Annotated in this window: 21 protein-coding genes and 1 pseudogene; 7 read left to right on the top strand and 15 right to left on the bottom strand. The window is 60.9% G+C overall.

What is annotated here, in order from left to right; translation table 11 throughout:
- Nucleotides 1–44: 44 nt before the first annotated feature.
- Nucleotides 45–974, bottom strand: coding sequence for a DMT family transporter (locus tag F7R20_RS18290; protein ID WP_003202937.1), 930 nt, complete (start codon nucleotides 972–974; stop codon nucleotides 45–47).
- 109 nt (nucleotides 975–1,083) lie between these two features.
- On the opposite strand from F7R20_RS18290, the gene F7R20_RS18285 reads away from it, so the two are divergent.
- Nucleotides 1,084–1,878: an AraC family transcriptional regulator gene (locus tag F7R20_RS18285; RefSeq protein ID WP_003202939.1), complete on the top strand. Its 795-nt coding sequence runs from the start codon at nucleotides 1,084–1,086 to the stop codon at nucleotides 1,876–1,878.
- A 76-nt stretch (nucleotides 1,879–1,954) separates the two neighbouring features.
- Here F7R20_RS18285 and F7R20_RS18280 read toward each other — a convergent pair whose 3' ends face one another.
- Nucleotides 1,955–2,710, bottom strand: a complete 756-nt coding sequence (locus F7R20_RS18280; protein ID WP_003202941.1) for an ArsR/SmtB family transcription factor — start codon at nucleotides 2,708–2,710, stop codon at nucleotides 1,955–1,957.
- 82 nt (nucleotides 2,711–2,792) lie between these two features.
- Here F7R20_RS18280 and F7R20_RS18275 point away from each other — a divergent pair, with 82 nt between their 5' ends.
- Entirely contained in the window at nucleotides 2,793–3,929 is a 1,137-nt protein-coding gene (locus F7R20_RS18275) for a cytochrome P450 (RefSeq protein ID WP_003202942.1), read from the top strand.
- Between the two features lie 13 nt (nucleotides 3,930–3,942).
- Here the strand turns inward: F7R20_RS18275 and F7R20_RS18270 are convergent, their stop codons facing one another.
- Complete coding sequence (locus F7R20_RS18270; protein ID WP_003202944.1) at nucleotides 3,943–4,284, bottom strand: FKBP-type peptidyl-prolyl cis-trans isomerase; 342 nt, start codon at nucleotides 4,282–4,284, stop codon at nucleotides 3,943–3,945.
- Nucleotides 4,285–4,430: 146 nt separating this feature from the next.
- On the opposite strand from F7R20_RS18270, the gene F7R20_RS18265 reads away from it, so the two are divergent.
- Entirely contained in the window at nucleotides 4,431–5,492 is a 1,062-nt protein-coding gene (locus F7R20_RS18265) for a M4 family metallopeptidase (RefSeq protein ID WP_003202946.1), read from the top strand.
- Nucleotides 5,492–5,815 carry a protealysin inhibitor emfourin gene (locus F7R20_RS18260; RefSeq protein WP_003202948.1) on the top strand — a complete coding sequence of 108 codons (324 nt, stop codon included), beginning with the start codon at nucleotides 5,492–5,494 and terminating at the stop codon, nucleotides 5,813–5,815. Before F7R20_RS18265 ends, F7R20_RS18260 begins: the two co-directional genes overlap by 1 nt.
- 1 nt (nucleotide 5,816) lies before the next feature.
- Here the strand turns inward: F7R20_RS18260 and F7R20_RS18255 are convergent, their stop codons facing one another.
- The gene (locus F7R20_RS18255) at nucleotides 5,817–6,125 is read right to left on the bottom strand and encodes an RcnB family protein (protein WP_003202950.1); all 309 of its coding nucleotides are present in this window, start codon (nucleotides 6,123–6,125) and stop codon (nucleotides 5,817–5,819) included.
- A gap of 166 nt (nucleotides 6,126–6,291) precedes the next feature.
- Here F7R20_RS18255 and F7R20_RS18250 point away from each other — a divergent pair, with 166 nt between their 5' ends.
- Nucleotides 6,292–7,392: a DNA alkylation repair protein gene (locus tag F7R20_RS18250; RefSeq protein ID WP_003202952.1), complete on the top strand. Its 1,101-nt coding sequence runs from the start codon at nucleotides 6,292–6,294 to the stop codon at nucleotides 7,390–7,392.
- Between the two features lie 6 nt (nucleotides 7,393–7,398).
- Here the strand turns inward: F7R20_RS18250 and F7R20_RS18245 are convergent, their stop codons facing one another.
- Nucleotides 7,399–9,477 (bottom strand): putative bifunctional diguanylate cyclase/phosphodiesterase, encoded by a 2,079-nt coding sequence (locus F7R20_RS18245; RefSeq protein ID WP_003202954.1) that lies wholly within the window; start codon nucleotides 9,475–9,477, stop codon nucleotides 7,399–7,401.
- A 296-nt stretch (nucleotides 9,478–9,773) separates the two neighbouring features.
- Between F7R20_RS18245 and pncA the strand changes: the two genes are divergently transcribed.
- Both pncA and F7R20_RS18235 read left to right on the top strand, forming a co-directional pair.
- On the top strand, nucleotides 9,774–10,427 hold the full coding sequence (pncA, locus tag F7R20_RS18240; RefSeq protein WP_003202956.1) for a bifunctional nicotinamidase/pyrazinamidase: 654 nt from the start codon (nucleotides 9,774–9,776) through the stop codon (nucleotides 10,425–10,427).
- Nucleotides 10,428–10,466: 39 nt separating this feature from the next.
- Entirely contained in the window at nucleotides 10,467–11,108 is a 642-nt protein-coding gene (locus F7R20_RS18235) for a DUF1345 domain-containing protein (RefSeq protein ID WP_003202958.1), read from the top strand.
- Nucleotides 11,109–11,167: 59 nt separating this feature from the next.
- On the opposite strand, the gene F7R20_RS18230 is transcribed toward F7R20_RS18235, so the two are convergent.
- From F7R20_RS18230 to F7R20_RS18185, 10 genes and pseudogenes are all read right to left on the bottom strand, one after another.
- Nucleotides 11,168–12,472, bottom strand: a complete 1,305-nt coding sequence (locus F7R20_RS18230; protein WP_003202960.1) for an ATP-binding protein — start codon at nucleotides 12,470–12,472, stop codon at nucleotides 11,168–11,170.
- Nucleotides 12,473–12,476: 4 nt separating this feature from the next.
- On the bottom strand, nucleotides 12,477–13,178 hold the full coding sequence (locus F7R20_RS18225; protein WP_003202964.1) for a response regulator transcription factor: 702 nt from the start codon (nucleotides 13,176–13,178) through the stop codon (nucleotides 12,477–12,479).
- Nucleotides 13,179–13,465: 287 nt separating this feature from the next.
- On the bottom strand, nucleotides 13,466–16,000 hold the full coding sequence (locus F7R20_RS18215) for an autotransporter outer membrane beta-barrel domain-containing protein (protein WP_003202965.1): 2,535 nt from the start codon (nucleotides 15,998–16,000) through the stop codon (nucleotides 13,466–13,468).
- Between the two features lie 211 nt (nucleotides 16,001–16,211).
- Nucleotides 16,212–18,209 (bottom strand): hypothetical protein, encoded by a 1,998-nt coding sequence (locus F7R20_RS18210; protein WP_003202967.1) that lies wholly within the window; start codon nucleotides 18,207–18,209, stop codon nucleotides 16,212–16,214.
- A gap of 20 nt (nucleotides 18,210–18,229) precedes the next feature.
- Nucleotides 18,230–19,036, bottom strand: a complete 807-nt coding sequence (locus F7R20_RS18205; RefSeq protein ID WP_013693609.1) for a hypothetical protein — start codon at nucleotides 19,034–19,036, stop codon at nucleotides 18,230–18,232.
- A 257-nt stretch (nucleotides 19,037–19,293) separates the two neighbouring features.
- Entirely contained in the window at nucleotides 19,294–20,478 is a 1,185-nt protein-coding gene (locus F7R20_RS18200) for a pyridoxal phosphate-dependent aminotransferase (RefSeq protein WP_003202968.1), read from the bottom strand.
- 41 nt (nucleotides 20,479–20,519) lie between these two features.
- Entirely contained in the window at nucleotides 20,520–21,383 is an 864-nt protein-coding gene (locus F7R20_RS32480; protein WP_371916751.1) for a methyl-accepting chemotaxis protein, read from the bottom strand.
- Nucleotides 21,378–22,145: pseudogene (locus F7R20_RS32475) on the bottom strand (MCP four helix bundle domain-containing protein); the annotation flags it as partial. The pseudogene F7R20_RS32475 and the gene F7R20_RS32480, both read right to left, overlap by 6 nt.
- A gap of 272 nt (nucleotides 22,146–22,417) precedes the next feature.
- Nucleotides 22,418–23,554 carry a glycerate kinase gene (locus F7R20_RS18190; RefSeq protein WP_003202973.1) on the bottom strand — a complete coding sequence of 379 codons (1,137 nt, stop codon included), beginning with the start codon at nucleotides 23,552–23,554 and terminating at the stop codon, nucleotides 22,418–22,420.
- A 172-nt stretch (nucleotides 23,555–23,726) separates the two neighbouring features.
- On the bottom strand, nucleotides 23,727–24,851 hold the full coding sequence (locus F7R20_RS18185; RefSeq protein ID WP_003202976.1) for a sugar diacid recognition domain-containing protein: 1,125 nt from the start codon (nucleotides 24,849–24,851) through the stop codon (nucleotides 23,727–23,729).
- Nucleotides 24,852–24,889 lie beyond the last annotated feature (38 nt).

Here is a 24,889-nt window from a genome sequence, read left to right as displayed (position 1 = left end):
ACCCCGGCTTCAGCAGGGGTGGGCTTTTTTATTCCTTCGCTCAGTTACCCTCGACGCAAAACCGGCCATCGCCCCCAACGCTGGCGAAACCATCCGTAACCGCTGACCAGCAAGATCCCGCCCAGCACCAGAACCGCGCCAACGATGAAGTTCGGCTCCAGCGGCTCATCCAGCAACCAGACGCCAAAACCGATGCCAAACAGCGGCGTCATGAACGACAGCACCCCCAGTTGCGAAGCGAGGTAGTGACGCAGCAGGGAGAACCAGATCAGGAAGCTGGCGAAGGACACCAGCAACACCTGGAACGCCATGCTGGCGATGAGTTGCGGCGTGGGGTTGATCGTCGTTTGCCCTAGCGCTATCGACAGTCCAATCAACAACACCCCGGCGCCAACCAGTTGGTAAAGCAGCGTCTGGCTGGCCGGCAGATTCGTTAAACGCGAACAGCGTACCGTCACCGTGGTTGCGCCCCACAGCGCACCGGCCAGCAAGCCCATGCCGTCACCGAGCAACGAGCTGCCGTTCGCTGCGCCCGAGCCCCCGCTGAAAGCCACCACGATCCCGCCGAAGGCAACGGCGATGCCCAGCCATTGCGCCGGCTTGAGGCGTTCGCTCGGCAGTTTCCAGTGCAAGCCGAGGGCGGCGAACATCGGTGCGGTATAGAGGAAAATCACCATATGCGAAGCCGTCGTATGCCGCAGGCCTTCGCCCACCATCACGAACTCCAAGGCAAACAACAACCCCACCAGCAGGCCCGGGCGCCAACTGCCATCGGCCAGGGACAGGCGTTCACCGCGCACCAGCACCAACAACCAGACCAGTGCCGCAGCGATGGCCGAGCGCACGCCCAGTTGCAGCATCGGCGCCATGTCGGCGGCGCCGGCCTTGATCGCGACTTGCTGGAAACCCCAAATGGCACAGAGGCCGGTCATCAGGGCGCAGACCTGGCCATCCAGGGCGCGGCGGGTGGTCATGGGAACGGTCCTTGGGCAGAAAGAGATGAAAGGATTATCTGCCTGACACCTTTGCTGGATATAGTGATTACCCGACAAGCCATCCCGGTAATCCGCCATTGCGGTCGATATGCAGCCTCCAGCCCAACATCTGAAGATTCCTCCGTTCGAAGCCGCCCTGCCCTCGTCGATTTTCTTTCGCAGCGCCTGCATGCCGGCCCATGCCACTTACCCCCGGCACCGGCATGCCTGGGGTGAGTTCGTCTACTCCTACAGTGGCGTGATGGAAATCGAGATCGCCCAGCACCACTACCTGGCGCCACCGCAGTACGGCATCTGGCTGCCACCGGACATGGAACACGTTGGCTTCAATCGCCATGAGGCCTGCCATTGTTCGTTGTACCTCGCCGCCGAACTGTGCGACGCGTTGCCGGCCGTACCCTGTGCGCTGACCTTGAGCCCGCTGATCCGCGCCCTGCTGGAAGAGCTGCGCAGCGATCCACCGAGCCAACCGCAGACGCCCGAGCAGCAGCGCTTGCTGCAGGTATTGGTGGACAAGCTGGCGCAGGCACCCCATGTCGGCAGCTACCTGCCCTCCTCGGATGATCCACTGCTGGGCCCCGTGCTGCGTGCCTTGGAAGCGAACCCCAGCGACCCGCGCTCCTTGCCGCAACTGGCCCGCGCCGCCAACACCACCGAGCGCACGCTGATGCGCCGGGCCCAGCGGGACCTGGGCATGTCATTGGTGGAATGGCGCCAGCGTCTCAGAGTCATCGAAGCCCTGGCCCTGCTCGAACGTGGTCAGAGCGTGGAAACCATCGGCCTGGACCTGGGCTACAGCAGCGCCTCGGCGTTCATCAGCATGTTCCGCAAGATGATGGGCACCACGCCGGATGAGTATCGGCGCCGGCATATGGCTGGATGACGCGGGTGGTGCTGAAACTGCTATAGCGAGCAAGCTCGCTCCCACAGGGGGGCTTGGGTGTTCATGAGTATTGAGTTCACCGCAGGCTCACTGTGGGAGCGAGCTTGCTCGCGATGACGGCGGTGGGTTTGACATCGATTTCGGCACTGACCCCAAACCGCCCCGCCATCTCCCGGCGACCAATGGCCGTCACCCCCAGAGCCCGGCTGTCCAGGTCCTGGATCACCCACTTGCGCTTGATCGCCACTTGCAGCAACGCCGCCCCCAAGGCACCGCCCAGGTGCGGACGGCGCATGCTCCAGTCCAGGCACGGACAGGCGAATCGGCGGCGTTGCGTGGCAAGGTGCTGGACATCGATGCCCAAGCCCTCGAACACCGCCTCGCCGGACTCACTCAGCCGATAGCCATCACCTTCCACCTCTATCAGCCATCCAGCCTCGATGATCCGATCATGCAGGCGCACCGCAAGGGTGCCGGCCATGTGGTCGTAACAGGTGCGGGCAAATTGCAGGCGATCCGGTGTGCGCGGGGTGAAGGTCGGTGCGGCGCTCTGGCCGATCACCATCAGCGCCTCGAGAGCCTGGGCGACGCGCGGATCGGCCAGGCTGTAATAACGATGACGGCCCTGGACATGCAGGCGCACCAGGGCCATTTGCTTGAGTTTTGCCAGATGGGCGCTGGCGGTCGAGGCGCTGACCTCGGCGATACTCGCCAATTCGGTGCTGGTGCGGGCATGGCCGTCCATCAACGCGCACAGCATCCGGGTGCGCGCCGGTTCGGCAATGGCCGCGGCCACTTGGGACACGCCCAGGTCATGGTGCTCTGCGTTCATATTTCGCTCCCCGACGAATCAAGCCATGCATCGACTGGAGATAGTAGCAACACTTTCTCCATCACGAACAAGGCAGCGCTTCATGGACCCGATCACCGCCGCGACGCATTCCGACCCTTACCCTTTTTACGCCGCCCTGCGCGCTGCCGGCGGGCTGGCGTTCGATCCCGGGCTGAACCTGTGGATCGCCAGCAGCGCCGAGGCCGTGTGCGCGGTGCTGCACCATCCCGATTGCCATGTGCGCCCAGCCCACGAGCCGGTGCCAAAGGCCATCGCCGAAGGGCCGACCGGACGGGTGTTCGGGCACCTGATGCGCATGAACGAAGGGGAGCGGCAGCATTGCCCGAGGGCGGCGATTGCGCCGCGGTTGCAGGACATCAATCCCCGGCAGGTCGAGGCACTGGTCAGGGCCCGCTTTCTCCGAGAGGGCGCCGAAGGCCTGCACCAGGCCCAGTTCATCGGGCCGGCCAGCGTGGTCGCGGCGTTGCTGGGTTTCAGCCCGACGGACTGTCAGCGGGTCAGCGAATTGACCGGGGATTTCGTCGCCGGCCTGTCGCCCTTGAGCCAAGCACCACACCTGGACGCGGCGCACCAGGCCAGCGAGCAACTGACCGGCTTATTCCAGGCGCGGATCGAGGCGCAGGACAACCCTTTGTTGCTGGGCATTGGCCAAGGCTTCGAAGGCGCTGATCCAAACAGTAAAATCGCCAACCTGATCGGTCTGCTCTCGCAAACCTATGAAGCCACCGCTGGCCTGATCGGCAACGCGTTGCTGGCGCTGATCGGCGATCCAGCGCTGCGCCGGACGCTGCGGGAGGCCCCCACACAGATCGGCTCATTGCTGGCCGAGATCCAGCGCTTCGACCCGCCGGTGCAAAACACTCGCCGCTTCATCGCCGCACCCTGCAAAATCCTCGGCACTGCGCTGAACCCTGGAGAGGTGGTCCTGGTGCTGCTGGCCTCAGCCAACCGCGACCCGCAGCTCAACCCCCGACCAGACACCCTGCTGCTCGACCGCCCGAACCGCCGCAGTTTCAGCTTCGGCAGCGGCCGCCATGAATGCCCGGGCCAAACCCTGGCCATGGACATCGCTTGCGCCACGCTGGCGGCAATTCTGGAGCGCGAACCGCCATTGGATCAGTTGACCTGGTGCTACCGCCCCTCCGTCAACGGCCGCATCCCGCTGTTCTGCGAGCGGTCACGTACCGACAGGCCATGACTCGCTCAGCCCATCAATCGTCCCGAGTCAGGACTTCCAGCAACTCGATTTCAAAGATCAGGTTGGCGTTGGGCTTGATGTGGGCACCCATGGACCGCTCACCGTAGGCCAGGTGGGCCGGCACCCACAACTTGCGCTTGCCACCGACTTGCATGCCCATCAGGCCCAGATCCCAGCCCTTGATGACGCGACCGGTGCCGATCACGCATTGGAAGGGTTTGCCGCGACTGTAGGACGAATCGAATTCGGTGCCGTCTTCAAGGGTGCCGCGGTATTGGGTGGTGATCAGCGCACCTTTGACTACGCTTTTGCCGTCGCCCTGTTCCAGGTCGATGATTTGCAGCTCTTCATTCATGGCGGTATCCCTCGTGTGATCCAGGCGCGGGGTTTTCGCAGAAATCCGCGCGCATGGCAAACGTTGTATGCCATGCGCCAGGGAACCGCGACGGTCTCTTCGGTTCACATGGGTATCGACCCTGCTTTTCAGATAAGGATTTTCTGATGATCGACTCTCGCCCGCTCCACGGCTTCATTCCGCCGTACATCCTCAATCGCATCATCGCCCACGGCTCCGAACAGCAACGCTCCAGCGCCCTCGGCACCTTGACCCACGTGCGCAGCCTGCGGCACAACCCCGGCCCGCCCGGCAACCTTCCCGCCGCCGCGAAGCTGCCCAAGCCCGGCAAGGCCGGACAGCCGCAACGCAGCGTGCATGACGCCCAGAACACCATGGAACTGCCCGGCCAGCCGGTCCGCCTGGAAGGCCAGCGGGCCAGTGGCGACCCAGCCGTGGACGAAGCCTACGATGCCCTCGGCGCCACCTACGATTTTTTCTGGAAGGTCCTGGGGCGCGACTCCATCGACAACAAAGGCTTCGCCCTGGTGGGCAGCGTGCATTATGGCCAGGGTTATGAAAACGCCTTCTGGAACGGCGCGCAGATGGTGTTCGGCGACGGCGATGGCGAAATCTTCCAGCGCTTCACTCGCTCCCTGGATGTGGTGGCCCACGAGCTGGCCCATGGCGTCACCGAAAGCGAGGCAGGCTTGGTCTACGCCAACCAATCCGGTGCGCTGAACGAGTCCATCTCCGATGTGTTCGGTGTGCTGGTCAAGCAGTTCGTACTTGAACAGACCGCCGACCAGGCCGACTGGCTGATCGGCGCCGACCTGCTCACCGACAAGATCAACGGCAACGGCCTGCGCAGCATGTCCAACCCCGGCAGCGCCTACGATGACCCGTTGCTGGGCAAGGACCCGCAACCGGCGCACATGCGCGAATTCGTCATTACCCGTGAAGACAACGGCGGCGTGCACATCAACTCCGGCATCCCCAACCGGGCCTTTTATCTGGTGGCGACCACGCTGGGCGGATTTGCCTGGGAAAAGGCCGGCCGGATCTGGTATGAAACCTTGTGCGACCGAAGATTGGCCAATGACGCGTCCTTCAGCGACTTCGCCCGCCTGACCGTCGAGCACGCCCGCCAGCGCTTCGGCACGCGGGAAGTGCAAGCGGTGCAGAACGGCTGGGCCCAGGTCGGCGTCGACCTGACACAGGAGAGCTGATGAAAACCCTTCCAGACCTAGACGACAAGGCGGTGATACGGCTGTCGCGCCAGGGCGGCGTGGCCGCCATCCATGCGCTGACCCGACCACGGGAAATCGAATTCGCCCAGTGCGACCTCGACCAGCGCACACGCATCAGTTCGGTCCTGGAGGGCTGCCTGCCACTGACCTCCTCCACGCCCGGGCGCGGCGACCAGCGTTTTTTCCAGATCGAGGTGCACTATCGCGCCAACGACCAGGACGACGAGATGGTGCTGCAGGTGCCTGAGGACCAGGCACCCGGCGAGCTGGTTCACCTGTGGGACAAAGGCGAAGTGCTCTGACCTAACGCGTGGCTGGCACGATCTTGACGATTGCGCCGGACACGGTTTCGATCAGCAAGTACTTGTCGTCGATCTGCACCCATTGCTGCTCGTTTGTCGGTTGCTCGAGTTTCTTCTGTTTCCAGTCTTTCATGGCCCTGTCCGCGCGCTGGTAGTCCGCCGGCACCCGGTCGTTCTCCACCAGCCTGCGGCCATTGCTCGGCGAATGCTCCAGGGCGTCTGCGGTTTTCTCGACCGCTTGCGCAACAGGCCCAAGGGCTCCGAGGCCGGCGATCAGGACCAGGCTGGCGATCAGGGATGGTTTGCGCATAGAAAAAAACTCCAGTTATTCGAGGGACTGAATCTGGGACTTCGCGGGCGGCGAATCATTCCTTAATTTCTGGAAACTGTACCCCCTGCTTGCTCCCTCGCCACGGGTTGTGCCTGGCATGGCATAGTGGCAAGTCTTGGCCCAACACCCGCCGGACGGACCCATCATGAGCACCAACACCTCTTCCCCTGCCCTCAAGGAAATCTTCAACAGCGCCCGCCTGGAGCACATCGCTGACGAAATGCGCGCGGTTTATCCAGCGTTCGATGCCCCGGCGTTTTTGCACATGGCCAACGACGGGCTGGCCGAGTTATCGGTGATGCAACGCATGGCCCGAGTCAGTGAGTGCCTGCATGCGGTGCTGCCCCTCGGTTATGAAGCGTCGCTGGAGGTGCTGCGCGCCCTGGCCCCGCGCCTGAACAGCATGTTCGTCAGCATGTTCCTGCCACACTACGTGGCGTCTTATGGCCGGCATCGCTTCGACGTGTCGTTGGACGCGCTCAAGTATTTCACCCGGTTCGGCTCGTCGGAGTTCGCCGTGCGGCACTTCCTGCGCGACGACCTGGAACGCACCCTCAAGGTCATGCACGACTGGTCGCTGGACGCCAACGAGCACGTACGCCGCCTGGCCAGCGAAGGCAGCCGGCCGCGCTTGCCGTGGTCGTTTCACCTGGAGCCGATCCAGGCCAACCCTGACCTCGCCGCGGCGATCCTCGACACGCTCAAGGCCGACGATAGCCTTTATGTGCGCAAATCCGTGGCCAACCACCTCAACGACGTCACCAAGCAACATCCCGACTGGGTGCTGGACCAGATCGAAGGTTGGCCCCTGCAGAACCGCCACACGGCGTGGATCGCCCGGCATGCGCTGCGCAGCCTGATCAAACAAGGCAACCCCAGGGCGTTGGGCGTCATCGGGGTCGGCGGCAAGGCACAGGTCCAAGTGCTGGATTTGCAAGTGACGCCTGCGGTGATTCGCCTGGGGGAACAGGTCACGCTGTCCTTCACGGTGCAATCAACCCTTGAGCAGAGCCAACGCCTGGTGATCGACTACGCGGTCGACTACGTGAAAGCCTCGGGCGGCACCTCGGCCAAAGTCTTCAAGCTCAAGACCTTCGACCTGCCCGCCCAGGGTTGCGTCAACCTCAGCCGCTCCCAGCACATTCGCGAGCTGACCACCCGCAAACATTACGCGGGCCGGCATGCCGTGCACCTGCTGGTCAACGGCGAACGGCTGGGCAGCACGGCGTTCGATATCGTGCCTTGAAGTGGTTCAGCCCACCGCCACCCGTTGTGCCTGGCGAATGTCGTGGATGAACCGCTCAGCCGGCAGTGGATGCCCCAGCAGATAGCCCTGCAGCGAATCGCAGCCCAACTGGGTCAGGAAGTCTTGTTGCATATCGGTCTCCACGCCTTCGGCGACGATCCGCAGGCCCAGGGCCTGACCGAGGGCGACGATGGCCGAGACGATCGCCGCGTCATCGCTGTCGTGTTCCAGGTCACGCACGAAGCCGCGATCGATCTTCAACTCGTTGGCCGGCAGGCGCTTGAGGTACATCAGGCTCGAATAGCCAGTGCCGAAGTCGTCGATGGACAGGTCCACGCCCATGTCCGAGAGCTGTTGCAGCACCGTCATGCTCGCGTCCGCATCGCTCATGGCGGTGGTTTCGGTGATTTCCAGGGTCAGGCTGTTGGCCGGCAGCTGATGCGTCTCCAGGGCCTTGGCCACGCTCTGCACCAAACCGGTATGGCAGAACTGCAAGGCCGACAGGTTCACCGCAATGCGCCAATCGGTATAACCGAGCACGTACCATTCGCGCATCTGCCGACAGGCTTCGTTCAACACCCATTCGCCGATGGGGATGATCAAGCCGGTCTTTTCCGCCAGGTCGATGAAGGTGTCGGGCATCAACAGGCCCTGGGTCGGATGGCTCCAGCGCAACAAGGCCTCGGCGCCGACCGGCCGGCCGTTGGCGGCGTCGAACTTGGGCTGGTAGTACAGGCTGAACTGCCGCTGTTCGACAGCGATGCGCAGGTCTTGCAGCAATTGCAATTGCTTGCGGGCGTTGCTGTTCATCGACGCGTCGAAAAAGCTGTAGCCGTTTTTGCCGGCGCCCTTGGCGTGGTACATCGCCGCGTCGGCGTTCATCAGCAGTTCTTCGGCACTCTGGCCGTTGCCAGGGTAAAGGGCGATACCGACGCTGGCGGAGATCTGCAAGTCATGGTCGGCCACCCGGAACGTGCGGGCGATCAAGCCGACCTGACGTGCCGCCAGTCGCAAGGCATCATCGGGTTCGGCCAGTTGCACCAGCAGCACGAACTCATCACCGCCGATCCGCGCCAGGGTGTCCTGGCTGCGCAGGTCTTCGCGCAGGCGCAAGGCCACGTCCCGCAGCAACAAATCGCCCATGTGGTGACCAAAGGCGTCGTTGACCGGCTTGAAACCATCCAGGTCGATGAACATCAGGGCGAAGCAGCCGCCCTGCTCTTGCACCCGGTGCATGGCCTGGTCGATACGATCAGCCAGCAATACCCGGTTGGGCAGTCCGGTGAGGGGGTCGTGCAGGGCCAACTGGGTCAGTTCCCGGTTGGCCAGGGTCAGGGACTGGGCCAGCTCGGCGGTGCGGGCTTCCAGACGCGCATCGAGAATCGACGTCAGCAAGGCGATGGCCAGCACCGCCAGGGTGGTGATCAACACCAGATTGTCCAGGCCCTTGCCGCTCAAGCCGTCCAGGGAGCCACAAAAGCTGCCGTCGCTGAACCGCGCCCCGGCCATGCCGGTGTAGTGCATGCCGACGATGGCGATGCCCATGACCACCGCAGCGCCTGCACGAGCCAGACGCACGTGGGGGGTGTTCTGGCGCAGGCGAAAGGCAATCCACAGCGCCGCCGCCGAAGCGCCGACGGCAATCACCAGCGAAGCCCCGAACAGCGTCGGGTCATAGTCGATGCCTGGCTGCATTCGCAGCGCGGCCATGCCGGTGTAGTGCATGGTGCTGATCCCGGCACCCATGATCAGCGCACCGAACGCCAGTTGCCACGCCGGTAATCGTGGCTGGCTGACCAGCCATAGGGCAAAACCGCTGGAAAGAATCGCGACCAGCAGCGACAGTGCGGTGATCGATATGTCGTAGCCAAGCTCCACCGGCAAGCTGAACGCGAGCATGCCGATGAAGTGCATGGACCAGATGCCCACCCCCATCGCCAGCGCGCCCCCGGTCATCCACAAATGCGCGGCGCGCCCCTGGGCGGTCGCGATCCGCCCGGCCAGGTCCAGGGCGGTATAGGAAGCCAGCACAGCAACAAACAAGGAAATCGAAACAAGGGCGGGGGAATAACTGCCGATGAGCATGGTTTTTTCTCGTAACTGGAGACCGGACTGCTTCCATGCCCGGTTGAAGGCCGGCGATTGTACTTAATCGTGACAGGGACGCACGAACCAAATGTCAAAAAGCCATCAAAGCTGGAATATTTTCGACGAAAGACACCATCCTTCGCAGGGTGAATATTTTTGTAAACCATCAATCCTGTGTTCACCGCAGATCCATTGTGGGAGCGAGCTTGCTCGCGATGGCGGTGTGTCAGTCTACGCACCTGGCCCAAGCCGTTCAGCTACTATCGAAGAACCACTTCAAGGAGGATTCATTCATGGGCGTTGCCGCCAATCGGGCTTTGACCACCGCGCTGGTAGTCATCGATGTACAGAACGACTTCATCCCCGGCGGCCAACTGGCCGTGCCAGGCGGCGATGAGATCGTGCCGCTGATCAACCAGCTTGGCCATTCATTCAGGCACGTCGTCCTTGCCCAGGACTGGCACCCGGCCGGGCACGCCTCGTTTGCGTCCAGTCATCCGGGCAAGCAACCATTCGATATCGTCCAATTACCCTACGGCGAACAGAAACTCTGGCCCGACCACTGCATACAGGGCAGCAACGGCGCCGCGCTGCACCCGGCACTCGACCTCGCCCATGCCAAGCTGATCATTCGCAAGGGCTGCAACCCGGACATCGACAGCTATTCAGCCTTCATGGAAGCGGATCACCTGACCCCTACCGGCTTGACCGGCTATCTCAAGGAGCGCGGCATCGACACGGTTTACCTGGTGGGGCTGGCCCTGGATTTCTGCGTGATGTTCTCGGCGCTGGATGCCCGGTTGGCGGGGTTCAATGCGGTGGTGATACTGGATGCCTGCCGGGGCATCGATATCGACGGCTCGATGGAGGCGGCAATCCGACGGATGCAGGAAGCGGGCGTGCAATTGATCGAGTCCACTGCGATAGCCGATCGGCCCTTCGCTTGATGGCTCATACTAAGTCTCCTTTGCGCACAGTGAGTCTCCATGCCCTTCCTCGCCCGCACCCACCCGCGTCTGTCCAGCGCCACGGTCCTTGGCCTGGCGGTAGGTATCCTGGTTCCCGTGGACTCGATCATCAGCAAAATCCTGATCGGCTGGAATGTCGGCGTCTGGACCTACCTGGTGCTGATGTCCTGGCTGACCGTGCGAGCCAAGGCGCCCGACGTGCGGCGCATCGCCGAAATCGAAGATGAAAATGCCGGGCTGGTCCTGCTGGTGGTCTGCATCGCGGCATTGGCCAGCCTGGCCACCATCACCCTCGAACTGGCCGGCAGCCGCGACCTGAATGCCGCCGGCAAGCTGTTGCATTACGGTTTCACGGCAATGACCGTGATCGGTTCCTGGTTGCTGATCGGGGTGATCTTCAGCGTGCACTACGCGCGCTTGTATTACACCTGGGAGGGCAAGGAGCCGGCGCTGCGGTTTGCCGAAGGGCTGACCACGCCCAACTATTGGGACTTCCTGTATTTCTCTTTCACCATCGGCGTGGCGGTACAGACCGCGGACGTGGGCGTCGCCACGCGGCAACTGCGCAAGATCGTCCTGGCGCAATCGCTGATCGGTTTTGTGTTCAACACGGCGATCCTGGGGTTTTCGATCAATATTGCGGCGGGGTTGTTTGGGTGAGGCGTATGGGGGCCGCTTCGCGGCCCAGCGGGAGCAAGCTCCTCGCCACAGAGACGGTGTCAGGTATCAGGCGTTGGCAGCCACAGCCTGAAGCGCGCCCCACCCAGCGGCGAGGCTTCGACGGTCAGCGTGCCGCCCTGGGCTTCCAGGGCTCGGCGGCTTATGGCCAGGCCAAGACCGAAGCCGCCAGTGGCGCGGTCGCGGCTGCGGTCCAGGCGGTAGAACGGCTCGAACACGCGCTCGCGTTCGCTGTCGGGAATGCCGATGCCGTCGTCATCGACCCAGATCTCACAGCCTTGATCACCCACCAGCACACCGATCTGAATGCGCTTTTCGCAATAACGCATGGCATTGCGCAGCAGGTTCTGCAAGGCCCGTGCGGTCAGGCGCGGGTCCAGTACGAAACGCTCCAGTGCCCCGTGCAACAGCACGTCGATCACCACGTCCGGCGCCGCCAGGTCCTCGTCGACGCTGCCCAGGATGCTGTCGATGAACTCGTCCAGCGCCACCTCGACCCGTTCGGGCAGGCGTTGCGGGTTCTGCAAACGGCTGTAGGACAGCAGTTCCAGCACCAACTCATCAAGCTCGCGAATGTGCGCCACCAACCCTTGCAGGCGCTCACGACTGGCCGCCGGCAGGTCATCGGACAGCGCCAGGGCCAGGCCGAAGTCGAGCCGCGTCAGTGGCGTGCGCAATTCGTGGGACACGGCGTTGAGCAGGTCCCGTTGTTGGTTGAGCAGGTTCTCGATGTCACCCGCCATCGTGTCGAACACGTGGGCCAGGCTGCCGATGTTCGAACTGGAGGCAATGTGCGTACGCTCGCCCAAATGACCTTTGCCGAAGCGTTCGGCGGTGCGCCTGAGGCGTTCCAGGTCGCGCCAGTGAGGCCGCAACCAGAGCAACAGGCACGCCAGCATCGTCGCGCCGATCAACACGTTGATGCTCCAGTACAACCAACTGACGTCAGCCGGGTCCGGCGGCACGACCATCTTCACCGCCGTGCGCCCGTCCAGCGGCGCCGCCGCCAAGGTGCGCCAGGCCCAGTCGCCAATACGCACCACGTTCTCGCCGCGCTTGAGACGCGCCTGCTCTTCGGCACTGAAGCCGCCGTCATCGAACGCAGCCAGCTCGATTCGCAGTGGCTCGAACTCCTTGTCCATCTGCGCCGCCAGCGCCGGCCACTGCTCGCTGGGCACGGCGCGGAACTGCTTGACCATCAAGGTTTGCAGGCCACGGGAATAATCGAGGTTGTAGGTCAGGAAACGGTCGTGAAACAGGCGGACCACCAGTTCCGGCATCAGGTAGATCGCCGCGCTGTAGGACACGATGGTGACCAGGTAAAGGCGAATCAGCAGCTTCCACATCGGCTCAGCATTCCCACTCGGAACGACTGAACAGATAACCCTTGCCCCACACGGTCTTGATTTTGCGGGCCTCGTCGGCGTTGTCGTCGAACTTGCGCCGCAATTTGGAAATCGCCACGTCCACCGAACGGTCGGTGCCGTTGAACTCAATGCCGCGCAGGCGCTGCAGGATCTGGTCGCGGCTCAGCACTTCGCCGGAATGCCGGGCCAGCACCACCAGCAAGTTGTACTCGCCGCTGGACAGCTCCACCGCTTGTCCGCGCCAGGTTACGGTACGCTCGGACAGGTCGATGCAGAGGTTGCCCATGACAATGCGGTCGTTGACTGTCTGCGGCTCGGTAAGGCTGCTGCGCCGCAGCAAGGTACGCACCCGCGCCAGCAACACCCGGGGCTCGCAAGGCTTGGTGACGTAGTCGTCGGCGCCCATCTCCAGGCCCAGCACCTGGTCGTGGCTGTCGTCCCGGGCGGTGAGCATCAGGATCGGCAAGGTCGCCGAGTCGGCCCGCAGCAGGCGGCAGACCTGCAAACCGTCCAGCCCCGGCAGCATCAGGTCGAGGATCACAAGGTCCGGCGGATCGACGCGCGCCCGCTCACGTACATGGTCGCCACGGCTGAGCACGCTGACCTGATAGCCGTTGCGCTCCAGGTAACTGGCGATCAGCTCGGAGAGTGCGGTGTCGTCTTCGACCAGGAGGATGTTGGGCATGGGTGTTTCCAGAAAAGTGCTGTGGCGCCTGGTGGGGCCACAATCGCGAGCAAGCTCGCTCCCACAGGGATGTTCGGTACGACACAAAACCAGTGTGGGAGCGAGCTTGCTCGCGATGGCGGCATGCCAGGCGCAGAGAATCTCAAGCTGCCAAGGATATACGCCCTCATCTACCGCCGAGCAAAACCCTTACATAATTTCACATAACCTCTACGAATTATTACCCCGAATACAAAAATGCCCCGACATTGTCGGGGCATCACAGCGCTCAAGGCAGAACTCTTCAATCAGAAGAAATAACTCAACCGCAAGCTACCACTCCAATCCTGACTGACGGTTGTCCCTTTGCTGCCTCCAACCTGACCCGAGACCTGCCAGTTACGTTGGGCCGGCGTCCACTTCAGGCCCGCACCGTACTCAAGCGCTGTGCTGGCGCGGTCGTCATCGAAGCTGTCGTCGTTGATCCTGACCTCGTTGGTCTTTATGAACTCATGATTAATGCCCGCCGACAAACTCGGCTCCAACAGGCCGCCATTTTCGAGACTGATCACGCGTCCGCCCCTGAGGCCCACGTTCCCTTGCACAGAACGCATAGTGTCGGCTTTGACTTCAAGGCCGTTGTCCAGTCGGTAGCTATCGCTCTGGGTCACGCCCGTCGAGACTCGCACCTGTGGCTCGATGAAATAGTTATCTTGCAAGCGAATATGCTTGCCCACCGCGACCGAACCGCTTGCGCCCAATGCCTTGTATTCACCCTTGGAGCGTGTACCGTCACTCATGGTGACCCTGGCTTTATTGTTGAACTGGTTGACCTTGGCCATGACGTTGACGAATACACCGCTCTGGACATCATAGGTACTGCCGTAGACACCGAGGTTTACGCTGTCGACCGTTGCGCTGGATCCGTACCGCAAATCCATGTTGGTGTGGCTGGTGCCTACGAAACCACCGAGTACCCATGGGCGATTGCCAATATCCACCAATGTATCGGCACCGCCGGTGATCCCGTTCTGGTTCTGCGAGTAACCATCGCCATAGGCGTTGTCGACGCTGTATTGATTACCGTAAGTACGTACCCAGACGCTGTTGCTCAACTTGATGTCGTTATCGCTGGCCGAACGCATTGACGCATCGGGCCGTGCGCTTAATCCCCGATCACCGATCTGATCGTTGAGCATGTTCATCTCTGCGTTCAATACGCTACGAGCACTGCCGGCCAAAGCCAATGCGGTATTGGTGGACGGGCTGACGGTGTCCCGGTCGGGATCAAGGTACAAACCCTCCCCATCCTTCTTCAAGCGGTAGACGAAGGTACCGGCATCGACCGTTTCTCGACCACCCAGCGAGAAACTCGCATCGCCAGCGGCAATGTTGCCGATTTTGACGGCGTCGGCACTGGTTGGCGTAGTCCCGGTCGCGGAGACCAGCAACTGATGTTGCCCGCTGGCAGTACCGGTAACATTCAGGAAGTCCGTATTGCCGTTACCCAGGTCGGTGCCCATTACAAAAGTACCGTTACCGGAAAGCTCACCTATGTTCAGTTGCTGGAACTGCTCATTGGTGCCCATGCGGACCACACCACTGCTCAAGCCCAGACGCTGTACTGTATTGTCGCCAGTCATCACCCATTGCGCGGCATTGTCAATGTTCAGGTTGCTCGAGTCGGTAATCTGGCCCGTCAGCACGGAGCCGTTGTTGAGCAATACAGTGCCATTGGCATCCGAGAGCACATCGCCGGTCATCTGGCTGTTGTTGTCGAGCTTGAGATCAAACACGTTCTCCACGTTGCCATTAATCACTGAACCGTTATTCAGGCTGACCGCCGTCCCTGTCCCCGCAACGGCCATTACGTTACCGTTCAGGGTGCTATTGTTGTTGAGGTTGACGTTGGTAACGTTCTGCAGATTACCTTCAAGCGAGGAGCCATTCTGCATCAGCCAGGACACCGTACTGCCGGTATCGGCTATGACGTCGCCGCGTAGAGCGCTTGCATCGACGTTGACGTTGGCTGTGGAAGTATTGCTGGCTTGAAGCAGTGTTCCGTTGCCGCCGTTCAACTGCGAGCCATTGAGTACGTTGATGGTCGCGACAGCACCAGGACCACCGAAGGCGCCAACGACAATTGCCGACCCCGTGTCCCCCGTTACGACTGTATTATTCAAGGTCACCGTGCTGGCAGTCACACCGGTATTGTCCACGCCGATTCGCAGGCCATCCTGACCACCGGAGATCGTGCTTCCGGTCGCCGAAAGCGTTGCCCCTTCCAGTTGAACGCCGTAACTGGTCGCACCAGTGCCACGCAAGGTCGAATCGTTGACCGTCAGGACGCTGAAGCCCGTGGCGTTTGCGCCGCCGACGAGTCCGGTAATTGTGCTTCCACCTGTGACCGTGGCGCTGGAGGCGGTTGGGGTGTTGATGTTACGCCCCAATAGCAGGCCCATGCTGTTGGTACTGGTAATAGTGCTACCTTGGATCGTGGCGGAGCTATCGCTGAGCGCAAACGCTCCTCTCCCCGTCGAGCTTTCTACAGTTGCGCCGGTCATCGCGATATCGGAGCCATCGCGAGCGTCAATCCGCGCACTCTGACCACCATTGAATATGACATTGGCATTTTGCGAGCTGATCGTGAGTGCGCTCGCATTGTTTATTGTCAATGTTCCACCTTGAGACACAGCCCACACCTCTGGTGCTGGAGGATTAGTAACGGTCTCACTTTCCCCAGGAGCAAGAATTCTGGCATGAACCGCAGGAGTGCCGAGGAACAATACGGCAAGCAGATAGCCCGTACTCTTGCGATTTATGAGCGTTGGAAATTGAGGCATGGGGACTCCGCATAATCAATTTAACAACCTCTCTTCAAGCAGAGAAGTCATCGAAAAAAACGTTCGCAAGACTAAACAGCAATCCAAACGAAAGATGTCGGAAATCTCTTCACCAAAAGTAGGAAAAATCCCTTAATCTCTGAAACATACAACTCATAGACAGCAGCCAAACAGTATCGCGAGAGGGTCAGCCCCTCTCGCGATACTTACTTCATGGTGAAGGTACAGGCAGCCTGTCGCAGTACTCGCCGCTGGAGGTGATTGTATCAAGCGGCTTAATGACCGGTATCGAGGTCTGTAAACCACCAATATCGGCAGTGTACCAATACTTACCAAATGCACGAGAACCGAGCACCGGTTGTGCTGCTTTGAACACCGCAGCACTTCCGACAGTAGCGACATCCACTGTCGTTGCGTCTTGGATAGTATAGAGCTGTGAATCTTCCGTACCGGGGATCAAATTAGCTCCAGCAGCATCCGTATAAGCCGCAAAATGTGCAGTAATGACTAAACCTTGCGGCAGAATGGTCGATTTCGGAATAGTAAGAGCCAAACGCCAGTTGGTAGTTGCGTCGTTCATTGCAAAACAGTCGATTTGATCCTTGGTGGCAGGGTTGCGAATTCTGATAGTTGGCTCTGGCAGATCAATTCTTCTGCCTCGGACAATGACCGTCTGGGATTCAGATTTGATTACGTTCTTGTCGATCCCGGTTTTTTGTCGTGTCCAGTGCGCAAGCACGCTGGGCGTCGGAAGCGCGGCTATGGCATTCGCCGCAATAGGCACCTCGAATTCAATCGCGTTACTAAAGGGTGAATAATCGCCCACCAACAGATTATTCACATAACATTTAACCGTCTCCGCCGAAGAAATCGGTGGATGCGTGAGGGGGAGCACAACTTTGAATTTACCCGCCTTATCGCGATCGCCTGGCAGCAACTCGTTAGTTGTCAGCGACTGCCCCGTTACTACAGGCAAAGCAAATGCGGGATTGGTCAGATCCGGCAACTCTGGATATAGCCCTCCTGGCGGATACAGATCCATCCAGAAAAACAATGGAGGGGAAGGAAATGGCGCTGCTGCACCGCGCTCCAGTTCAAAATAGGCTTTGACTTCCAAGGCATCTGTTGACGCGCCAAAAATACCCTTTAGCCCAACGTCATAAGGAAGCGTAAAGTTCAAATCCACATCGGCAAGAGGTTGGGGGCCAAACGCCTTGAAATTAGTTGGGTCATTTGCCTCTTCGACGTAAAACGTTATCTGGTCGCCTGGCTCAGCATTATCGATGGGCAAACGCTCGACAATGCCCAACACCCCGCCGCCGGAAAAATCATCGAGGTATAAGGTTGTCGTCCCATTCGGATCAGTGACCGGGACTAAAGGATGCTTGTTCAGGACCGGATCCAGCGCAAGCCCCAGCGTCAACAGCGCGGAGGGCAATGAGCTTGCGCTTCTATTTCCAGGAAGGTCCGTCCAAAAATAATGGATGTTGATGCGCCCATTCGGCAACCCTCGCAAGACACTGCTCGCCACCGTAAACACACCCGTTGCGGGAACTGTCGCGTTGTAGACCTCAATATCCGTACCGCCGGTGGCAAAATGCACCTCCAGCACATCGTCGAGACGACGTAGTGGATAGGTCACGTCAACCGTAAATTGCAGTTCCGTGTTGGCGGCCAGCCAGGCTTCGTCCACCGTTCTCAAGGGATCCACGGGCGCATTGGTAAAGGCCGGGGTAGGCGCAGGCGGATTTTTTTTACGTGATGGATACTTGACTTCAAACGGTGCCGTTCGGTCTATGTTGAATTCTACAATATTGGTGAAGTCATAGTTGCCTGCACCGTCCTTAAAAAAAATCAACTGGACCTGCCAACGGGTGGGCGTTGCGGGTTGGGCGTCTTCAATAAAGTCAGCCGCTGGAAGAGGAATAGGTATGACGCCAGCAGGTCGGTCAACGATCGCGCCAAGTAGTACAGTATTTTTAGCGTCGCCTAACGCTTCTCCTACCCGTGCATAATGTATGTCAACCTCGTCGTCCTCCCCCTCTTCCGTCGGTACAGGCCGCTCCATATTTGCAATAATTTCACCGGACTCCAGAACAGCAATTGAGATTGACTCGTCCGCCAACTTGTCAATATCCAAATCTAGGTCCAGCACTCCGGATTGCGTGGACACAGGACGAGTTTTTGGGGGAACAATTTTGATAGCCATGGTTGTCTCTCCAATTACATTCATGCTGAGGGATTACTTTCACCGGGTGTCACTCTGTCTATTCTCACCAACCCTTTATTTGACTCGGCAACGAGCTTTCCCCCTTGAAATAGTTGATACACCACCACTGCAGAATCGTTATCAATCAGCGGCCTGATATTGGGCTGAAACGGAACCACCAAATCAAAACCAGCTGATATGTCTGGGGCTTGAAGTGTTCGTTCCCAGACGCCGTATGTCTCCGTCACTGGCGGTCCGCTGCCATTCAAGCTCGAATAGCCTTGCCATTGAACTTTTACCCGATCCCCTGGCACGGCGATATTGGCCAAACTCGGTACAGCAATCGTAGCGCCACTCGTTAACGGCGGAACGGTATTGTTATTCAAATACCCCCAAAGAGTCGCGTGTGGAAATGTTGGCGCGGCTAATATTATGAGCGGTGTGTGATTGATGGTGAGTTGTCTGGGAGGGGATGGATCATCATTGCCACCTGCCCCCTTCCATACCTTGTAATAAACATACGCCACACCATCCTTGGCTAAATGTTGAGGCGTCAAGTCGAAATATAAAAAATTCACCGTCAGGGGCACTGGATAAAACATGGTATAAAGCCGACTTTCCAGCCCATCTTGAAGCCAGGTGATCCAGAGTTCATCATTGGGACGCGGATCAATCCAATACGGGATAACAATTCGTGTCCCCCGCTGCAATATTTCGCGAGGCACATGACCTTCCAGATCATTATCATTTATGCCTTCCACCGAGAGGGGTTTCGCCTGAACTTCGCTATTCGTACTCTGTTCCCGACTTTCTTCTTGCGAAGCCATCGCGATCACCCTATCAAAGACTTCAATCGAAATTTCCCCAGTCCGTAAGGGCATTTAGCGCGGGATGATGATAATTTCCAACTGTCAGATCTGACAGGTAGCAACGCCGTTCATCGGATAAACGAAAAGAACCGAGGCTTGGACAAACGGATAGAGGGATCAAACAGATAACGAGGGGGGCGCCCCCCTCTCACTGCAGACGAGTGCCTTCCCCCATTACAAATGGGCTCAGAAGGGGATTTGCGCTTACTTAGTTGTCAGGTAGGCGGGTTTACTAATTGCGCGGCGCAATCTGCAATTCGTCCACAGGCGATAGCCAGCTCTCCCCGTCCCACCACCAACCCAACCCGAATATGCCCCGCCGCACTCGGCCCAAACGCCTCCCCCGCCAGCACCGACACGCCATATCCGTCCAGCAGCCGCTCGGCAAACACCTGGGCCGCCAGGCCGGTCTGGCGCACATCGATCATCACGAACATGCCGCCATCGGGCCGCACGGGTTTGAGACCCGGGCAGTCGTCAAGCAAGGCACACACCAGGTCCCGGCGTTGGCGATATTCCTCGCGCATCCGCGTCACTTCAGGCAAATCCTGCTCCAGCGCAACCTGGGCGGCGCGCTGGACGAAATCCGGCAAGCCGAACAACATGCACAGCGACAGGTTCGCCAAATGTCCAGCGAGAATTTCGGGGCCGATGGCCCAGCCGACGCGCCAACCGGTCATGGCGTGGGATTTGGACAAGCTGTTAATTGTGACCGTGCGTTCGGCCATGCCCGGCAGTCCGGCCGGGCTGATGTGTTCGCCTTCGTACAGCAAGTCACTGTAGACCTCGTCGCTGATCAGCCACAGGTCATGGTCGATGCACAGGTGCGCCAGTGCTTGCCAGGTCGGCAGTGGCAGGCTGGCGCCGGAGGGATTGTTGGGGCTGTTGAGCAGCATGGCGCGGGTGCGCGGGGTGATCAGCCGAGCGACGTCGGCCGGTTGGACCCGGAAAGCGTTTTCCGGGCTCACCGGCACCGGCACCACTTTCGCCCCGCAGGCGCCGAACACCGCTTCGTAGGTGACGTACATGGGTTCGGCGACGATCACTTCGTCGCCAGGGTCAAGCAGGCATTGCGCGACCGCGTAGACAGCACATTGCGCTCCGGGCAGCACCGTGACATGCCCGGCGCCTACCGGTTGGCCGCTACGTGCTTGATGGCGTCGGGCAATGCTGGCCCGCAGGGAGTGCAGGCCACGAGTATCCGAGTAGTGAGTGTCGCCGGCCCGCAAGCTGGTGACAGCGGCCTCGACGATGGCGCGCGGTGTGTCAAAATCCGGGTCGCCCACCGACAGCAACAACACATCCATGCCCTGTTCGCGCATGGCCAGCGCCCGGTCGTGAATCTGCCAGGCGGCGGCACCATCGCCGGTGATGCGTTGGGTCAAGACTGAGAAGCGCATGTATCTCTCCTGATTGCGCGATATCCAGCCTCAACCCTATCTCAAATCACAAACCGCGCCACCATCGCATTCAACCCCACCGCCAGGCGCGACAGTTCGTGGGTCGCGTCGCTGGTCTGTTTCGCACCGCTGGCCGATTGAGTCGCCAGGTCGCGAATGTTCACCAGGTTGCGGTCCACCTCACGGGACACCTGGGCCTGCTCCTCCGACGCACTGGCGATGACCAGGTTGCGTTCGTTGATCTGATGGATCGACTGAGTGATCTGCTCCAGGGCCACTCCGGCGGCGCGGGCCATTTCCAGAGTGCTTTGGGTACGCTGGTTGCTTTGCTGCATCGACTGCACGGCCTGGCCGGTGCCGTTCTGGATGCCGGCGACCATTTTTTCGATTTCCTGGGTCGATTGCGCAGTGCGATGGGCCAGGGCCCGGACTTCGTCGGCCACCACCGCGAAACCGCGTCCGGCCTCCCCGGCGCGGGCGGCTTCGATGGCGGCGTTGAGGGCCAGCAGGTTGGTCTGTTCGGCGATGGCGCGGATCACGTCCAGCACCTTGCCGATGTCGCGGCCCTGGACCGCCAGGCCTTCGATCATCGAGGCGGTCGCCTGCACATCGTGGGTCATGGTCTGGATCGCGTCGACGGTTTCGACCACACGCGTGCGGCCTTCCTGGGCGGCCTGGGTCGACTGGTTCGAGGCTTCGGAGGTGGACACCGCGTTACGGGCAACCTCTTCGACCGCAGCGGTCATTTCGTTGACTGCCGTGGCCGCCTGTTCGATCTCGTTGTGCTGCTGTTGCAGACCGCGGGAGGATTCCTGGGTGACTGCACTCAGTTCTTCGGCCGCGGCGCCCAATTGGGTGGCGGAACCGGCGATCTGCTCGATGGTTTTGCGCAAGCTGTCTTGCATCACGGCCAAGGCTTGAAGCAAACGCGCCGGCTCATCCTTGCCATCGTCCGCAATGACCTGGACCAGGTTGCCACCGGCGATGGTCCGGGCCGCCTCCAATGCCCGGTTGAGCGGCGCGACGATGCTGCGGGTCAGCAGCAAGGCCAGCAGGACAGTGGCCAGTGCGGCAATGATCGAGACAACGATGATGCCGGTGATGGCGCTGCTGTAGTTTTCACCGGCCTTGGCCGATGCTTCGCTGGCGCCGGCCACGTTGATCGCGATGAGCTTGTTGAGCTGCTCGCCCATCAGGTCGGTACCTTCCTTGATTCGCGTATTGATGAGGCTGCGCAACTGGTCGGCCTTGTCCTGTCGCGACAGTTCAAGCATTTCCTGCTGGGCTTGCAGGTATTTTTCCAGGGTCGCCGAAAAGGCCTTGTACAGCTCGGTCTCTTCCGGAGTGGCCGGCAGCGCGGCGTAGCTGTTATTGGCCTTGTGCAGCTTTTCCACCAGCACGTTGATGCGGGTCTCGGCCTCTTTCAGGCTGGCCGGGTCCCGGTTGACCAAGATGCGAAACGAGAGGATGCGCATGCGCAGCACGTTTTCCATCACATTGCCCAGGTAGCCGACACTGGGCAGTTGATTCTGCTCCATGTCCAGCGAGGCCTGGCGGATGATCGACATGCGACTACCGGCAAACACGCCGAGCACAACGACGAGCAAGGCAATGACGGTGAAGCCGAGAAAGGCTCGGGGGGCGATATTCAGGCTGCGTAGGGACATGGAAAGACCTCGAAATGTTGGGTCGAGCATCCATGCCGGCAAGCGCACTGATTGGAGTTATGGGGGTATACGCTTAACCCGTTATCGGCTGGGCTTTAGGGTTTGTGCAGGGTTATGTAAAAAAATATTTCCTGCAGGGGCTGGCGAAGCCTGCGATCTTTTGATCTTTCACTTTTGACTCGACTGCCTGAAACAAGATCGCAGCCTCGTTGCACTCGACAGCTCCTACAGGCCTCCTACATGGCTACTACAGGTCCACGCGTCCGTTGGGTCTACCGCGCCGCCACCCGCCAAAGCCGTGCAATGTCCCGGGCACGCTCGCTCAGCAGGCGCGGGGCGTCGGTGCAGGCTTGCTGCAAGGTCATCGGCCCGCTGGCCAGGGCGAAGGCGGCGTCGATGCCGTGTTCATACAGCGCTTGGTAGCCCTCCCCCAGCGTGCCGGCAATGACCACCACCGGTACGCCGTGCTGGCGGGCGATGCGGGCCACGCCGAAGGGGGTCTTGCCGCGCAGGGTCTGGGCGTCGAAACGGCCTTCGCCGGTGATCACCAGGTCGGCGCCGTTGACCACCTCGGCAAGCCCGGTCAACTGGGCTACGACGTCCACGCCGGTACGAAACTGCGCCCCCAGGAACGCCTTGGCCGCGAACCCCAGGCCGCCGGCTGCGCCACTGCCCGGCTCGTCGCGCACATCCTTTTTCAACGCCCGCGCGCAATGTTCGGCGAAATGCCCCAGGGCCCGGTCCAGCGCCTGCACTTGAGAAGCCGAGGCGCCCTTCTGCGGACCAAAAACCACGGACGCGCCATGGGGGCCGCAAAGCGGGTTATCGACATCGGCGGCGATCTCGAAGCTGACCCGGGCCAGGCGTGGGTCCAGATCGCTCAGGTCGATACGCGCCAGGTTCGCCAAGGCCAGGCCGCCGGGAGGAAGGGGACGGCCCTGGTCATCCAGCAACACCACGCCCAGAGCCTGCATCGCACCGGCTCCGGCGTCGTTGGTGGCACTGCCACCGATCGCCAGGATCACCCGCCCGGCGCCTTCATCGAGGGCTGCGCGAATCAGCTCGCCGGTGCCGTAGGTGCTGCTGGAACAGGCATCGCGTTGCCCCGGCGGCACCAGTTGCAAACCACTGGCCTCGGCCATTTCAATGATTGCGGTGCGACTCTCGGCCAACCAGCCCCAGCGCGCCTCGACGGCAACACCCAACGGACCACGAACCCGGGTGTGGCGCCACTCACCGTTGCAGGCCGCCAACACCGACTCCACCGTCCCCTCCCCGCCGTCGGCCATCGGGCATTTGATCAACTGCGCATCCGGCCAGACCTCGGCCAGCCCCTGGGCGATGGCATCGGCGACGCCCTGGGCGCTGAGGCTGTCCTTGAACGAGTCGGGGGCGATGACTATTTTCATATTATTCTCCGGTTCCGATGCACAGCATGCTGCCAGCTGACCACAGCCGTGACGCCGGTCCGCTGCACAAAAGACACCGGGTATTATTGTTCAAATTCACAAATACCGGTTTTCCAGGAAGATTCAGGTTGAAGCTGCCGGCCTCATCGCGAGCAGGCTCGCTCCCACAGGGTTATGTGGGTGTATCGGCGGTCTGCGGCAATAGCTGCACCCCCAGGTACAACGCCAGCATCCCGTCCAGGCGCAACGGGTCCACGCCGCTGAGTTCGGCGATGCGTTCCATGCGGTAGCGCAGGCTGTTGCGGTGGATGCCCAGGGCGTCGGCGCAGGCCTGGCTCTGGCCGTCGTGCTCGCACCAACTGCGCAGGGTGGCGAGCAGTTGGCCGTTGCTGTCCTTGGCGATGACCTTGCGCAACGGGGTCAGCAGTTCGTCCAGGGCATCGTCGCTGCGATGGCGCCAGAGCAGCACCGGCAGGCGATAGCGGTTGAGGGCCAGCAGGCGCGATTGCGGCAACACATCACGCCCATAGGCCAGCAGATCAGCCACCCGCCGATAGCAACGCCGCAAGCCCGCCAACCCTTCAGCCTGCCCGCCCACTGCGATCCGCAGGATGTTCCAGCCCAGCCCATCGAGCTTGCCCAGCAACCGCTCGTTCTCCACCGAGGCGGTGACCGGCCGGCACCAGAGCAAGGAAGATTTGGACGAGGTCAGGCACCAACTGTCCGGGTAGCGCGACATCAACCACGCGCTCAACGTCTCGACGGTCTGCCCGGGCCCATGTTCCAGGCCCAGTTCGAACAGATACGGCACCCGCGACAATTGCGGCTTGAGGCCCATTTGCCGGGCTTCGTCCAACAATCGCGGCGAATCCCCCGCATCGCCCAACAGCAGCGCCAGCAAGTCATCACACCGCTGGCGGCGCCATTGCTGCTCGGCCTGCTGGTTACGCTGTCCCACCAACATCTCGGCGGTCATGCGCACCAGCTCGGCGTAAGTGCGCAGTTGCGCAGGCTCACCCGTGATGCCCAGGACGCCGATCAGCCGTTGATCGAGCATCAGCGGCAGGTTGATCCCAGGCTGCACACCCTTGAGGTGCATCGCGGTGTGCTCGTCGATTTCCACCACCCGACCGTTAGCCAGGACCAGTTGCGCGCCCTCGTGACGGGTGTTGACCCGCTCGCGCTCGCCGCTGCCGAGGATCAAGCCCTGGTTGTCCATGACATTGACGTTGTACGGCAGGATCGCCATCGCCCGGTCGACGATGTCCTGCGCCAGGTCGTGATCGAGTTCGAACATGGGCGGTGTTCCTTGCAAGCGGCGTGAATTGTTGTTTC

Source organism: Pseudomonas brassicacearum subsp. brassicacearum (assembly GCF_008801605.1).
GTDB lineage: Bacteria > Pseudomonadota > Gammaproteobacteria > Pseudomonadales > Pseudomonadaceae > Aquipseudomonas > Aquipseudomonas brassicacearum.
Note: the sequence above shows the minus strand (reverse complement) of the source record. Positions and strands in the feature narration are given on the sequence as shown.

What these genes read in the sequence shown, in the direction of transcription:
- F7R20_RS18290 (WP_003202937.1), bottom strand. Translation starts at nt 974, where the DNA reads ATGACCACCCGCCGCGCCCTGGATGGCCAGGTCTGCGCCCTGATGACC.
- F7R20_RS18285 (WP_003202939.1), top strand. Translation starts at nt 1,084, where the DNA reads ATGCAGCCTCCAGCCCAACATCTGAAGATTCCTCCGTTCGAAGCCGCC.
- F7R20_RS18280 (WP_003202941.1), bottom strand. Translation starts at nt 2,710, where the DNA reads ATGAACGCAGAGCACCATGACCTGGGCGTGTCCCAAGTGGCCGCGGCC.
- F7R20_RS18275 (WP_003202942.1), top strand. Translation starts at nt 2,793, where the DNA reads ATGGACCCGATCACCGCCGCGACGCATTCCGACCCTTACCCTTTTTAC.
- F7R20_RS18270 (WP_003202944.1), bottom strand. Translation starts at nt 4,284, where the DNA reads ATGAATGAAGAGCTGCAAATCATCGACCTGGAACAGGGCGACGGCAAA.
- F7R20_RS18265 (WP_003202946.1), top strand. Translation starts at nt 4,431, where the DNA reads ATGATCGACTCTCGCCCGCTCCACGGCTTCATTCCGCCGTACATCCTC.
- F7R20_RS18260 (WP_003202948.1), top strand. Translation starts at nt 5,492, where the DNA reads ATGAAAACCCTTCCAGACCTAGACGACAAGGCGGTGATACGGCTGTCG.
- F7R20_RS18255 (WP_003202950.1), bottom strand. Translation starts at nt 6,125, where the DNA reads ATGCGCAAACCATCCCTGATCGCCAGCCTGGTCCTGATCGCCGGCCTC.
- F7R20_RS18250 (WP_003202952.1), top strand. Translation starts at nt 6,292, where the DNA reads ATGAGCACCAACACCTCTTCCCCTGCCCTCAAGGAAATCTTCAACAGC.
- F7R20_RS18245 (WP_003202954.1), bottom strand. Translation starts at nt 9,477, where the DNA reads ATGCTCATCGGCAGTTATTCCCCCGCCCTTGTTTCGATTTCCTTGTTT.
- pncA (WP_003202956.1), top strand. Translation starts at nt 9,774, where the DNA reads ATGGGCGTTGCCGCCAATCGGGCTTTGACCACCGCGCTGGTAGTCATC.
- F7R20_RS18235 (WP_003202958.1), top strand. Translation starts at nt 10,467, where the DNA reads ATGCCCTTCCTCGCCCGCACCCACCCGCGTCTGTCCAGCGCCACGGTC.
- F7R20_RS18230 (WP_003202960.1), bottom strand. Translation starts at nt 12,472, where the DNA reads ATGTGGAAGCTGCTGATTCGCCTTTACCTGGTCACCATCGTGTCCTAC.
- F7R20_RS18225 (WP_003202964.1), bottom strand. Translation starts at nt 13,178, where the DNA reads ATGCCCAACATCCTCCTGGTCGAAGACGACACCGCACTCTCCGAGCTG.
- F7R20_RS18215 (WP_003202965.1), bottom strand. Translation starts at nt 16,000, where the DNA reads ATGCCTCAATTTCCAACGCTCATAAATCGCAAGAGTACGGGCTATCTG.
- F7R20_RS18210 (WP_003202967.1), bottom strand. Translation starts at nt 18,209, where the DNA reads ATGGCTATCAAAATTGTTCCCCCAAAAACTCGTCCTGTGTCCACGCAA.
- F7R20_RS18205 (WP_013693609.1), bottom strand. Translation starts at nt 19,036, where the DNA reads ATGGCTTCGCAAGAAGAAAGTCGGGAACAGAGTACGAATAGCGAAGTT.
- F7R20_RS18200 (WP_003202968.1), bottom strand. Translation starts at nt 20,478, where the DNA reads ATGCGCTTCTCAGTCTTGACCCAACGCATCACCGGCGATGGTGCCGCC.
- F7R20_RS32480 (WP_371916751.1), bottom strand. Translation starts at nt 21,383, where the DNA reads ATGCAAGACAGCTTGCGCAAAACCATCGAGCAGATCGCCGGTTCCGCC.
- F7R20_RS18190 (WP_003202973.1), bottom strand. Translation starts at nt 23,554, where the DNA reads ATGAAAATAGTCATCGCCCCCGACTCGTTCAAGGACAGCCTCAGCGCC.
- F7R20_RS18185 (WP_003202976.1), bottom strand. Translation starts at nt 24,851, where the DNA reads ATGTTCGAACTCGATCACGACCTGGCGCAGGACATCGTCGACCGGGCG.